General features: G+C 56.3%; 8 protein-coding genes. 6 read left to right on the top strand and 2 right to left on the bottom strand.

The genetic code is table 11. From position 1 onward, the window contains the following. The first annotated feature begins 94 nt into the window (after window positions 1-94). On the top strand, window positions 95-3,985 hold the full coding sequence (locus tag QQ91_RS07290) for a DUF7379 domain-containing protein (protein WP_166274506.1): 3,891 nt from the start codon (window positions 95-97) through the stop codon (window positions 3,983-3,985). Here QQ91_RS07290 and QQ91_RS07285 read toward each other — a convergent pair. Next, a complete protein-coding gene (locus QQ91_RS07285; RefSeq protein WP_166274505.1) occupies window positions 3,898-6,000 on the bottom strand; it encodes a YrzE family protein in 2,103 nt (700 codons plus the stop codon). The genes QQ91_RS07290 and QQ91_RS07285 overlap by 88 nt on opposite strands. Before the next feature lie 211 nt (window positions 6,001-6,211). Here QQ91_RS07285 and QQ91_RS07280 point away from each other — a divergent pair, with 211 nt between their 5' ends. Further along, window positions 6,212-6,799, top strand: a complete 588-nt coding sequence (locus QQ91_RS07280) for a hypothetical protein (protein WP_166274503.1) — start codon at window positions 6,212-6,214, stop codon at window positions 6,797-6,799. Window positions 6,800-6,900: 101 nt separating this feature from the next. On the opposite strand, the gene QQ91_RS07275 is transcribed toward QQ91_RS07280, so the two are convergent. Further along, on the bottom strand, window positions 6,901-8,073 hold the full coding sequence (locus QQ91_RS07275; RefSeq protein WP_166274502.1) for a TRC40/GET3/ArsA family transport-energizing ATPase: 1,173 nt from the start codon (window positions 8,071-8,073) through the stop codon (window positions 6,901-6,903). 363 nt (window positions 8,074-8,436) lie between these two features. Between QQ91_RS07275 and QQ91_RS07270 the strand changes: the two genes are divergently transcribed. The 4 genes from QQ91_RS07270 (at window position 8,437) to QQ91_RS07255 (ending at window position 13,548) form a co-directional block, all read left to right on the top strand. After that, on the top strand, window positions 8,437-8,847 hold the full coding sequence (locus tag QQ91_RS07270; protein WP_166274501.1) for an acyl-CoA thioesterase: 411 nt from the start codon (window positions 8,437-8,439) through the stop codon (window positions 8,845-8,847). Window positions 8,848-9,041: 194 nt separating this feature from the next. Then, complete coding sequence (gene fusA, locus QQ91_RS07265; protein ID WP_166274500.1) at window positions 9,042-11,129, top strand: elongation factor G; 2,088 nt, start codon at window positions 9,042-9,044, stop codon at window positions 11,127-11,129. Between the two features lie 173 nt (window positions 11,130-11,302). Next, entirely contained in the window at window positions 11,303-11,686 is a 384-nt protein-coding gene (locus QQ91_RS07260) for a DUF6464 family protein (RefSeq protein WP_166274498.1), read from the top strand. Between the two features lie 161 nt (window positions 11,687-11,847). Beyond that, complete coding sequence (locus QQ91_RS07255) at window positions 11,848-13,548, top strand: multicopper oxidase family protein (protein ID WP_166274496.1); 1,701 nt, start codon at window positions 11,848-11,850, stop codon at window positions 13,546-13,548. The last annotated feature ends 36 nt before the right edge of the window (window positions 13,549-13,584 follow it).

Raw genomic sequence — 13,584 nt, 5'->3', positions numbered from 1 at the left:
ACGATGGGAGTCTCCCTCACGCCCTTTTGAAACTGTCTTCTTTAAAACTGTCTTCGAACTGTCTTCGAACTGTCTTCGTCCCTGAGGAAACATCATGACCGCATCCGCCACTCATCGCCACATCTACGCTCTGTTGGTGGGAATTGACGATTATATTGGCCGCGTTCCGCCCCTCAAGGGCTGCGTCAATGACATTCGTCGCATTGAAACTTACCTGAGCGATCGCGTTGATTCCCAGGCCTATCAACTGCATATCCATAAGCTCTTAAACGCCCAGGCTACCCGGCAGGCGGTCATTGACGGATTTCGGAACCATCTAATGCAGGCTGGCAGCAATGATATTGCTCTGTTCTACTACAGCGGTCACGGGTCTCAAGAGGCTGCACCGGAAGAGTTTTGGCCCATGGAACCCGATCGCATGAACGAAACGCTGGTTTGCTGGGATAGCCGCGAAGCGGGGGGACGAGACTTAGCCGATAAGGAGTTAGGCTATCTCATTGAGCAGCTTTCCCAGCAGCATCCGCAAGTTGTGATGATTATGGACTGCTGCCACTCTGGGTCTGGGACGCGGGAGATCATTCCCGAGGGCGTGCGCCATTCCCCGGCGGATTTTCGGCAACGAAACCTCCAGGATTTTATTTTTTCTGCGGATGAAGCCTACCTGTCTCGACTGCTAGCAACTCCCCCTGGCGACGATCTCCCCGAGGTCGGGGATCGCCAAAGCGGTTGGAGTCTTCCCGTGGGTCGGCATATCCTGCTCGCTGGCTGTCACGACTCAGAGCTGGCCAGTGAATATCTTGGAGATGGCGAGGAGCGGGGCGCATTTTCTTATTTTTTAGTGGATACCCTCGAAAAGACCCGCGGATCCCTGAGCTATCGGGACCTGTTTAAGCGAGCCAGCAGCCTAGTTCGGGGACGCATTAAGGATCAATCTCCCCAGCTGGAGGCGACCCATCCCCAGGATTTAGAGTTGCCGTTTTTAGGCAACTCGGAGGCCGCTGCGATCGCCCCGCGCCCGCCCTACTACACCCTGAGCTGCAGCGGGCCAGGCCAGTGGATTATTGATGGTGGCGCGGTTCATGGTCTGCCCCAGGCTGGCGCTGAACCGATGATTCTGGCGCTTTATCCCCAGGGTGCTCCGGCCGCGGACCTGGAGCGCCCTGCCGCTGCAATTGGCGAAATTCAGGTCCTGGAAGTATTCTCCAGCTACAGTCGCGTCGGTTTTACCCAGGAACCGGAGGGGTTGACCCCAGAAACTGTGCTCAATGCGGTGGTGATCAGCCTTCCGATCCAGCCCCTGGCGGTTTGCCTGGAGGGAGATGCCGCCGCCATCGCCTTGATTGAACCGGATCTTTCCAGATCCCTCTACCTCCAGAGGGTGGACAGTCCTGCCCAGGCGAAACTGCGGGTGGCGGTGGCGGACAACCGTTGGCGCATCACTCAGCCCCGCGATGAGCGGACCCTGGTGGATCCCATTGTCGGCCTTTCCCCAGAGCAGGTGACCCAGGTGGTCCAGCGATTAGAGCATATGGCCCGCTGGACCACCATCCTAGAACTGGCCAGCGCAGGGACGGGCTCCCTCCCCTCTAATGCGGTGCAAATGCAGCTTTATCACCAGGGAAAAGCAGTGAACGATGCTGTGGTGCGCCTGGAGTATGAGGGCGATCAAAATCCCACCTTCCAGCTGAAGATCACCAACCAAACCGACCAGCGCCTTTACTGCGCCCTCCTGGATTTAACCGAGGAATATTCCGTCTCCGCTCCCTTTTTTGCAGCGGGGGGGGAATGGATCGATCCCCAGACGGAAATCTTTGCCACGGCCATTTTGCGGGGGCAGCGCACGGACCAAATTCCCACCAGTCTTCCCAAGCGGCTGTGGGAGCAGGGGGTGACGGAATACCAGGATGTTCTCAAGCTGATTGTGAGCACCACCGAGTTTGATCCCCGGCTATTGGCACAGGACAAGCTGGATCGGCCGCCACCAGAACCGACGCGATCGCTAGGCACCTCCAGCCGCAGATCCCTAAATCGCTTGATGAAACGAGTCACCACGCGCGGTATTGCCGATGAAGAGGAGCTAGAGCAGGTGGATAGCTGGGTTACGAGCCAGTTGACCTTGGTCACCGTGCGGCCCCAACCCCAGGTGACCGTCAGTCCGCAATCTCGCCAGTCCCTGGGCCATGAGGTTACCCTGGAAGCCCCCCCCCAGTTTCAGGCCCAGGCCAGGCTGGTCAGCGTTGCCCAGGCCAGCCGAGACGTTGGCCATCCCCCCCTTCCGCCCCTGCTGCGGGAGGGAAGCCAGCCGTTTCAGTTTCGATCCAGCCGTGGCGTGGATCCAGGATTGAGCACCCTGGAGCTCACCCAGGTACATCATCCCGAGGCCGTCACGCCAGATCATCCGTTAAAGCTGGCGGTGCCAGGAACCCTGGCGGAGGATGAACAGATCCTGCCCGTCGCCTTTGATGGCGAGTTTTATCTGCCCCTGGGCTTAGGATTCCATCGCGAGGGCAAGACTGAAATTGAACTGCAGCGATTGCCAGCCCCCACCCCAAATCGCCGAAGCGTTGGGGGTGCGATTCAAATCTATTTCCAAAAGGTCTTACGCAGGCAGTTGGGGCAGGATCTCAGTCAGATACTCGGGGTGAAGTTTGACTATCCGATTCTTGCCGTTGCCGAAGTGGCGCAGCGTGCGGTGTCCTATCTTCCAGAACGAGCCGTGGTGGAACAGCGTGTTGCCCAGGCCGATTCCATTGTCTTGTTTATCCACGGTATCTTTGGCGATACGCGCAGTATGGTGCCCAGCGTGGAAACGACCCAAGTGGAGCATGACGGTCAGATCCAAACCCTAAATGAACTGTACGACCTCGTGCTCACCTACGATTACGAAAGCATCAATACCTCCATTCGAGATCATGCCGCCGCCCTGAAGCGGCGACTCAGGGAGGTGGGACTGGGGGAAGACCACGGCAAAACCCTGCATATTGTGGCCCACTCCATGGGGGGACTGGTGTCTCGCCATTTTATTGAGGCCCTGGGGGGGAATCAGGTTGTGCAGCACCTGATCCTGTTGGGCACCCCGAATGCCGGATCGCCCTGGCCCGAGGTGCAGCGGGGGATCACCATCGCAATGGCGCTGCTGCTGAATGGCCTCTCCACGGTGGTGATGCCCTTAAATATCCTGGGTGCCCTGCTCCAACGCCTTGAGAAGATTGATGTAACCCTGGATGAAATGGAGCCGGGATCGGAATTTTTAGAGGGGCTGTGGATGAACGAAGATCCCCAAACGCCCTATAGCGTGGTGGTGGGAAATACTCACTTAATTCCTGGGGATACATCGGCAACGCTGCCGGAACGGCTGCTGCGGAAGCTGTTTAAAGCCGTGGAACTTCCCTTTGGGGGCCAACCCAATGACATTGCCGTCTCGGTGGAAAGTATTCAAGGCCTGCCCGAGCATCGCGTTCCCCAGCCGGTCTTTGAGGAGGTGGCCTGTAATCATCTCGTGTACTTCACCGACCCCGCAGGGCTAACGGGCTTGGGCCATGCGGTGGCTCGTGCCTTTCAAGGGGCCACACCGGACAGCCCCCCGCCAGAAGCCTCCCCAGCCGATCCAGAGGACCTCAACTTCGAATCCTTGCCCTCCTCCTTTGAGGAAGCCATGGCTGCAGTTAATGTTGCGGCCCAACCTTCCACGGTCTCTGCTCCGAGGTCCTTAGACGCCATTGAGTCCCCGGTGGGGCTGGCGAACCGCATGGATCAGAGCAAGCGGCAGGAAGATTTGATGGTTCGCGTGGCGATCGGGCTGATTACCGCCGCCGTTGTGCTGTTGGGGTTTGCGGCCTGGAGAAAATTTGATCGCCAACAGTCTGCGCCCCAGGGTAGTTCAAGTGCAGCGCCCGCTCAATATAAAACCGCTAGCCACCCGGCGATCGCCGCGCTCGCCCCGGACAGCAGTAAACTCCCTAGCAGCCACCAGGCCGCAATCTGAACCTGTCTCTTGGCTGCCTCAGCCTGCTGTTGCAAATCCAGGGCTAAATCCTGGGCCTGCGCTGCCAGTTGAGCTTGGATGCTGACAATCTGGTCCACCACCTGCTGCCGCACCTGCTCAAGGGGGGTATCTCCATTGGCAAGGGCCTCCCTCGCAGTGGCCAGCCCCTCTTTGATGGAGGTTTCTAGACTCCGTAGCGTGTTTTCGGTCCCCGCCAGCGCCGTCTGCCAGGCCGACTGAAACCCGCTGCGGATCGCCTCACGATCCAGGGAGGAAAGATCGGATCGGGCCTCTAGGGCCTGCTGCCAGGATTCCTCCAATCCCTGGAGGGCAGCGGGATCTGGCAGCTTCGTCACCAGCGGCCCCAGGAGGCGCTGCAGGATCTGGCCCAAATCTTGAGCCATCTGGGCCGGATTTAAGGCTGATTTATCCTGGAAACGCAGGTAGTGATTCAGTTGCCGCTGCAGATAATGAAGCACATCCTCAGAGGACTGCAGGGTACGCACCAGCCAGGGACGGGGTTGGTTTGCCGGGGGCGAGTCTGGCGAGTTTAGATCTCCTTGATCCGGTTTTGGTTCTCTCCGATCCGCGGCCTGGGGAGCAGGCCAGGCTGCTGTTAAGCTGTCCATCAGGGCCTGACGCTGCCGATTCGAGAGGCCCTTCCGTTTGGAGAGCGCAGCCCGAAGGGCCGGAAGATCTAAGGCCTGGTCCACGGGAGGTAGCGATCGCCCTAACCCCTCTTGGGCTTCAAGCTGGGCCTGGACTTTCTGGGCCATGGCCGCAGCACTCAGGGCCTCGCGATTGGTATAGCGGCAGTAGGCCAGCAGCCGAGTCTGGATGGGCTCGATGGGGGTATCCAGGTGCGGCGGGGTCACGGTTGCGATTACCGCATCTCTGACCTCTATCAACGCTTCCAGGAGCGTCTCAATCTGATCGGAGGACAGATCTTGCCTTGCCTGCAGCCATGCCCCTAGGCGATCGCGGCCAATCTGCAGGATCTGCCCTTGCAGGACTTGCGGATCGGCTTGCGGATCGTAAAGACAGTCGTAAAATTCCGATTGCAAAATTTCAGGACGCAAGGCCCAGCTTGGAGCATGGCGCAGATAGGTTTGCACATCTTGCTCAATCACGTCCAGATCCTCCCTTCCTGGGATCGGAAGGGTTTGCACCTGATGCCACAGGGTCTCTAAATCCCAGTCAGACCCGTCCTGGGATTGGATCGCGTTGCGCAGCAGGGTTTTCCAACTGGGCAAATCCAGACTCTCCAGCGCCTGCGCTAGAACCTGGCGAACCCCCGCCAGTCCCTGAGAAGACTGGGGCTGAGACGCCTCCACAGGTGGAAGATCGCCCTGGGTGCGGCTGATCACCTCATGGATGACCCGATCCACCTGCTCGGCAGATAGGGAGGTGCGCTCGCACAGATCCCTGAGCAGATCCTGACGCTGATGGGCCAGCAGGCTGGGAAATTGGGCCTGCTGCTGGGCCAGTTTCGACACCTCCGTCACCAGACGATCTAGCGTTTGATCCTCGGCTGAATTCTCTGGCTCTGGCCCCCATTGCCGCCCAATGGTTGAAACTAACAGCCGACTGCCGCCCACCGCAGCTCCGACCAGGGACTCTGTTACCCAGGCAAAGGTGGTGGAGCTGAGCCAAAACAACAGCAGCCAGTAGGTTGCCCACACCATCAGACCCCACACTAAGCCTCGACGCGGCTCCGGAATCTGGCTAAATTCAGTTCCCGCCAGGGCGGATAGAAATAAAACAATGGAGAGACTCAGGGCAATCCCGCCGCCCAGCATGTGGGTCACAGGCAGTGGCTTCGCCGGGGAGGCGCGGGATGGATTCTTCGCTGGATCTTGCGCCGAGGAATCATCACCCTGAGAGTCCATCGGGGGGTCAGACGCTGGCCCAAGGTTGAGGACCGTCAAGCCCAGGGCAATCCCTAAACTGGTGAGCACCACCTGAAGCATAACGGCAATGACCAGTCCTGCTAGCAGAGCGAAAACAAGCTGCACGTTACGGCGACCTTCCGATTTTTATTCGACCCTAGAGATTTAGGCGGGGGCAGTCATCTATCTTGGGTGGCAGTTTTGCTTGAGTGGGAGTTTTGCTTGAGTGGGAGTTCTGCCTGGGTGGGAGTTCTGCTTGGGTAACAATTCCCTTCTCAGGCGTTGATTGCTTTCCGGGGACGGGCATGCTAAGCAGGTAGCCCGCTCACCCCGCCCTATGGTTTTGCGACAATTTCCGGTTTGGATTGGATTGGGTTTAGGATTTGCCAGCCTTTGGCACCCTGCACAACCTGCCCTGGGCCAAGGTCAATCTGCTTCTCAGCCCATTACCACCCAGTGTCTGCATCCCCTTCGGGGGGAAAGCCATTGCCAGGTGCATCGATTTCCCCTGGGGAATGGCCTCCAAATTCAGTGGCCCGACGGCAGCCTCACAGAAATCCGTCTCGATTCCCCTCAGGCTCAGCTACGAGATGGACTGAACGCCGACTGGCAAGGAATCGATGCTGCCGGGCTCTGCTGGCAAGATCAATGTTTCCAGGCCTCCCGCCAGGCCCTCACCCTGCTCCAGCGTGGGAAAGCGCCCATTGCAGCCCAGTGCTATCACCCCCTCAACGGCACCACCGCTTGTCAAGTTCAGGTCCCTGCTTCCACTTTTCAGTACCATATTGACCGCGGCTACGGTGAACCCGTCAGGCTTTCCGGCAAGCCGCGCTATCAAATTGCCGGATTGCCCAACCTGTCCCTCGCGCCAGCCCCCAGCCTGGGGTTCTGTGCCAACGGCATTTGCGTTTTTTCGCTGCAATAAATGCTGCTGAGCTAAATGCTGCTGAGCTAAATGCTGCTGAGCTAAATGCTGCTGAAATAGCTGCAATAAATGTTGAGGGCCAAAACTCCTCCCCTCTCTCCCTAGGTAAAGCGGATCTTGAGATAATCCTCCTCCATCTTGGCCCCGGCAGGCTTCATCGCTGCCAGAGCTTGGGGCAGCACCAGATTGCGACGATGGTTGCCAATGCGGATATTGAGCTCGTCGGCAGACTTACTCAGGTCCACCTTATCCTTCGGGATGCCGGGAAGATAAATCTCCAGACTGTAGCGGTCATCTTCCTGAACAACCCGCAGGGTAGTCTCAGCGTGATACACCTGGGTAGGGTCTTCGCTGGCGTAAAGGGTCTCCTTTAAGCGCCGCAGGGCTTCTAGACCGCACATTTCCTCTTGGTAAAGGGGGACCTCCTTGACGGGAAGGGGGTGGAAATTGGACTGAATTTCTTCGCGGTACTGCCGCTGATTATTTTTCCAGGTAACGAAAAACGGGTCGCTCACATCCTCGGGAATGATGCGATTGGCAATTACCAAGTCCGTTGCCACGTTGTACAAGCTCAGGTAGGCGTGGGCGCGCAACGACTCCTTGAGGACCATCTTTTCCGGGTTCATCACCAACCGCACTGAGGTTTGTTGGTTATCGCACAGGACGCGCTCTAGCGCTTCAATTTGCTCATAGAATTCGTAGGGCGCATCCATGACCTCTCGATCCGGTAGGGAAAACCCCGCAATGGGCCGGAATAAAGGCTCCACTAGGGGGCGTAGGGCCACGGACATGTTTTGAAAGGGCTTATAAAAGCGACGCATATACCAGCCCCCCACCTCCGGCAGGCTGAGCAGCCGCAGGGCTGTTCCGGTGGGAGCCGAATCAATAATGAGAACATCGTAAAACCCTTCGTCATAATGGCGCTTCATGCGCACCAGGCCAAAAATTTCATCCATTCCAGGCAAAATGGCCAGTTCCTCTGCCTGAATGCCATCGAGCCCCCGCGCCTGCAGCACCTGAGTAATGTAGCGCTTGACGGCTCCCCAGTTGCCCTCTAGCTCCAACAGGGCATCGAGCTCTGCTCCCCAGAGATTGGGCTGAACCTGAATGGGGTCGTGACCCAGATCGAGATCAAAGCTATCCGCCAGGGAGTGGGCCGGATCGGTGCTGAGCACAAGGGTTTTGTAGCCCAGCTCGGCACAACGCAGACCTGTGGCAGCAGCAACGGACGTTTTGCCCACTCCGCCTTTCCCTGTCATTAAAATAACGCGCATAAAATTTTGTCGATGGATGGAACAATTGAGGATGAACAGAAGAAAGTGGCATTGATCCGGCAACTTTGAGGAAGGATCGGGCCTGGATGCGGCTCAATCACAGAAGCCGACTTGTTTTGAGTGTAGCACTGTAGAGAAATTCAAGCGGAACCAAGTCCACTCATCTGCTGCCCGCCGCAGGGCATCCTCAAGCCACTAAACTGTAGAAATAAAGTCAGACATGTATCAGATAGTCAGACATTTATCAGATAGTCAGACATTTAGAAGTTAAGACATTACTTTAAGACAGGACTATCGACATTTCACTGGGGCGCTGCGCTGGCTGCACCCGTTGGCTTACCTGAGGTGCCCTTGAGGTTTAGAGTGTTTGAATATCCCGTGCAAGTGTCCCCCCATCTAACGGATTATGCTGGGGTGGTTTGGCATGGGGCCTATCTGCGGTGGTTGGAAGAAGCACGCCTCCAGGCCTTGCAAGAGGTGGGATTGAACTACGCAGACCTTGTGGCCCTGGGCTGCGACTTGCCTGTCGTGCAACTGGATCTAAAATACCTGCGATCGCTGACGATGGGGCAAGCTGGCCTAGTGCGCAGTCAAATTCTGCGGCGGGAAAAGGTGCGCTTGATCTGGCGGCAGGTGGTGTATACCCAGAATCCCGAACAGGTGGCCCTGGAGGCCCTGGTCACTCTGGTCCCCCTGGATCGAACCCGAAAAAAGGTCATGAGGCAGCTTCCAGCCGCATTTGAGACCAAAATCCTGAGCTTACTGTCGCCCTAAATCAGTGGCTCCTTCTCTGGCCGGTTTTCACTAGCACAAAAAACTATTGAGGGCCTGAGAATGATAGTAAAATGTTACAAAAAGTGTTAAGGTGTAAAGCCTGGAACCATGGGCCTACCCTGTCTCAGTGATTTCCTTCACCCCTCCCTTGAAGGTGGTCATTAAAGTTTTGTCAACTGATGTAGTAAATCAACATGAAAGATCTCACCCGATATAGAAATATAGGCATCTTTGCTCACGTAGACGCAGGCAAGACGACCACAACTGAAAGAATCCTGAAGTTGACAGGGAAAATCCACAAAATTGGGGAAGTGCATGATGGCGCAGCCACCACTGATTTTATGGAGCAGGAGCAGGAACGCGGCATCACAATTCAATCGGCGGCGACGAGCTGTTTCTGGAAGGATCACCAGTTCAATATCATTGACACGCCGGGACACGTTGACTTCACCATTGAGGTTTATCGTTCCCTGAAGGTGTTAGACGGAGGAATCGGGGTCTTTTGTGGATCCGGGGGCGTTGAACCGCAATCCGAGACGAACTGGCGCTACGCCAATGATTCGAAGGTTGCCCGGATCATCTACGTCAACAAGCTAGACCGTATGGGCGCAGATTTCTATCGCGTGGTGGATCAGGTTAAAAATATCCTGGGTGCGCAGCCTTTGGTGATGACCCTGCCCATGGGCATTGAGGAAGACTTTGTGGGGGTCGTGGACCTGTTAACCCGCAAGGCCTGGATTTGGGATAATTCGGGAGATCCGATGAATTATGAGATTCAGGATGTTCCAGCTGAGATGACCGAGAAGGTGGAAGAATACCGCGAAGCCCTGATCGAGATGGCCGTTGAGCAGGACGATGAGGTAATGGAGCAGTATCTAGAGGGTGAAGAGCCAGATCTGGACACTCTCAAGCGCTGTATTCGCAAGGGCACCCGCGATCTGGTGTTCTTCCCCACCTACTGTGGATCCTCCTTTAAGAATAAAGGGGTGCAGCTGGTGCTGGATGCGGTTGTGGACTATCTGCCCAATCCGATGGAGGTTAAGCCCCAGCCCGAAGTGGATCTGGAGGGGAATGAAACGGGTGAGGTTGCCAAGGTGGATCCCGATGCACCGCTGCGCGCCCTTGCCTTTAAGATCATGGACGATCGCTTTGGATCTTTGACCTTTACCCGAATTTACTCCGGCACCTTGAAAAAGGGGGATACGGTGCTGAACACTGCGACCGGAAAAACGGAGCGGGCCGGTCGCCTAGTGGAAATGCATGCCGACTCTCGGGAAGAGATTGACGAAGCCCAAGCCGGGGATATTATTGCCATTGTGGGCTTGAAGAACGTGCAAACGGGGCACACCCTGTGCGATCCTAAAAAACCCGCCACTCTGGAACCCATGGTCTTTCCTGACCCGGTCATTTCCATTGCTCTCAATCCCAAAAACAAGGGAGCGACTGAGAAAATGGGTCTGGCCCTGAGCAAAATGGTTCAGGAGGATCCCTCCTTCTATGTGGAAACCGATCAAGAGTCCGGTGAAACCATCATTAAGGGGATGGGTGAGCTGCACCTGGACATCAAGGTGGATATTCTCAAGCGGACTCACGGAGTCGAGGTGGAGGTGGGCAAGCCCCAGGTGGCCTACCGTGAATCTATCACCAAGCGCGTTGAGGATAGCTATACCCACAAGAAGCAGTCCGGGGGGTCAGGTCAGTTCGGTAAGATTGACTATATTGTGGAGCCGGGCGAACCGGGTAGCGGGTTTGTGTTCGAGTCCACGGTCACCGGTGGAAACGTGCCGCGGGAATTCTGGCCAGCGGTGCAGAAAGGGTTTGAAAGCAGTATTGATAAGGGCGTGCTGGCAGGGTTTCCCTGTTTGGATCTGAAGGTGACCCTGACCGATGGATCCTATCACCCGGTGGACTCTTCCGCGATCGCCTTTGAGATTGCGGCCAGAGCGGCCTACCGCCAATCCATCCCTAAAGCAGGTCCGCAACTGCTAGAGCCCATCATGAACGTGGATGTGTTCACCCCCGATGCCAACGTGGGGGATGTGATTGGCGATCTCAACCGTCGCCGCGGCATGATTAAGTCCCAGGATGCCGGGGTAACAGGGGTTCGAATTAAGGCTGAAGCGCCCCTGAGCGAGATGTTTGGCTACATCGGTGACCTGCGGACCATGACCTCAGGACGCGGCCAGTTCTCCATGGAGTTCTCCCACTATGCGCCCTGCCCCAAGAACGTGGCGGATGAGGTCATTAAGGAGGTTCAAGAACGGCAAGCGGCTGCGGCCTAGCTGGGAGTCCTGGCTGGATAGAACGGAGGGAGGCAGGGGTTCGGCCTGAACCTGGCTGAGTTCCCCCTCCAAGAATCTCGAAGACCTTGGTAGGATGATCGCTACCAGGGTCTTTTGAGATCCAGGCCAACTTGCTGAGGTCGGCCCCGGATGGAGACGCGAGTAGTGGCGGTATGACAACGGAAGTCTTTTCTGTGGATATTCTGGTGCAAGAAACCCCTTTGGGATCTTTTCAGCTGGAGTGGAATCCTCAGCCCGGCGCCCAGATCGAAATTGAGGGCGCCTATTACGTGGTTTTAGAACGACGGCACCGCTACCGCCTGAGCATGAATCGCTATGAACTCGATCGCGTCCTGCTGTCTGTTCAGAAAATTGAGGCGATCGCGGATCGATCCTGGATCGGTGGTCGGTGGGTCATTGGTGATATGAGCTGTCGCTACAATGCCCGATCGACGCTTCTGCGCTGTGCGGTCAATCCGGACGGCCCTTGCGATCGCTGTCCCAGTTACCAGCCCCAGGCCTGTGCAGGGGATGGCGATCGCCCCATGTATCGTTAAGTCTTTAAAAGCTTGAGGGAACCTTAGGGTTGCTCAAATTGTCATATTTCAGGCCTATAGTGAGAATCTAAACGCAGAATCAGGGAAGCTGGCCCGAATATAATCTAGTCGTATAATTTTTCCTTCGCGCAGCTCCATTCTGCAATATTGGAGGAATGGCAATGAAAATCACGCGACGCGATGCAATTAAGCTAGGGTTGATCAGCAGTGGTGCTTTTTTTCTCCCCCTGGGGTCAACCCGATCGGTGTTAGCCGCCCCCTTTAGCCCCAGGATTGCGCGTTTTGTAGAGCCGCTGCCCATCCCCCCTGTCCTGCCGCCCGATTACTCTGACAAAACCACGGATTACTATGCGATCGCCCTTAAAAAAGCCCGGATTTCCCTGGTCCCTGGCACCACCACCGAAATTTGGGGCTATAACGGTAGATTGCCAGGACCCACCATCCGACAGCGGGGCGGAGACGAACAGGAGGGGGGCCGACAGTCTGTGGTGCGCTTTATCAATCAGCTCGGGGAGGATCAATCAGGCGGTGAGATTAATGCCGTGGTTCATCTCCATGGCATGGCGTCCCTACCTCAGTACGACGGGTTTGCCACAGACTTTATCAAACCGGGGCAGTTTAAAGACTACATCTATCCCAATGACCGCGCTGCCACCATCTGGTATCACGACCATGCGATTGACCACACGGCCCGCAACGTCTACCAGGGATTGGCGGGGATGTACATTGTGGAAGATGAGCTGGAACGCCAGCTGCCCCTCCCCAAAGGCCCCTACGATGTCCCACTGATTCTGCGGGATGCCTTCTTTGAGGTCAATCCCCTCAATGGTGAGGATTTACAGCTGGTGTTTGACGATCGCCAGATGCGCAGCACCTATGGAGACGTGAGCCTGGTCAATGGTATCCCCTGGCCCAAAATGCAGGTGGAACGTCGCAAGTACCGCTTCCGACTCTTAAATGCCTCGGCCTCTCGTAGCTTTCAGCTGGCCTTAAGTCAACAGGAAAATCGCCTGACCGTGGGGGAAACCATGGTGGTGATTGGCAGCGACGGTGGGCTCCTGGCAACCCCAGTAGAGCTAAAAACCCCCTATCAAACCCTGCGCATTGATATGGCGGAGCGCTATGAGATCATCATTGACTTTTGCCGTTATGAAGAGGGGGACTGTCTTTTTCTGAAAAATATTGGGTTTTCGGGAAGTATTGACATTGACGATCGCATTCATACCCTCATGTGTTTTGAGGTTGTGGGGGGTGAGGTTCCTGATGACAGCCAGATTCCCGAGACCCTCAGACCTGTGGAGCGGCTACCGGAGAAGACGGCAGATCGCACCAGAACCTTTCGATTTGAGCGGAGCTTTAACCGTTGGCTCATTAACGGAAAGCAGTGGGACGAAAATCGGGTGGATGCTAATCCAGGCGTTGGCGATATTGAGATTTGGGAGTTTTTTAACCCTGGTAGCGGCTGGTTCCATCCCGTCCACGTTCATTTAATTGATATGCAAGTGCTCGATCGCAATGGTTTACCCCCCCGGCCCTATGAAATGGGCTGGAAGGATGTTTTTCATGTGGGTGAATTTCAGGTGGTCCGGGTGATTGGTGAGTTTGGCCCCCGCAGGAAGGGCTACAAGCGCCGATTTATCCAGGGAAAATTTATGATGCACTGCCACAATCTCGTCCATGAAGATCATTCCATGATGACGGTGTTTGAGGTGGGGCAAAATGGCCCCAGCCCCAAGTCTGCACCAGCTCAGGACATTGCCCAGATGAGCCCTTTTAAAGTGGCCTATCCCACTCCTCCGAACCCCTACGACCGCGAGGCAATTGAGGAGTTTGACCGGGAACTTTACGGGACGGGCCGCTAGGATGAGGCCCAGGATTCGCAGAGTATGGCGTGATCC

The sequence above is a fragment of the Lyngbya confervoides BDU141951 genome, from assembly GCF_000817775.3.
Taxonomy (GTDB): Bacteria; Cyanobacteriota; Cyanobacteriia; order Thermosynechococcales; family Thermosynechococcaceae; genus Lyngbya; species Lyngbya confervoides.
Note: the sequence above shows the minus strand (reverse complement) of the source record. Positions and strands in the feature narration are given on the sequence as shown.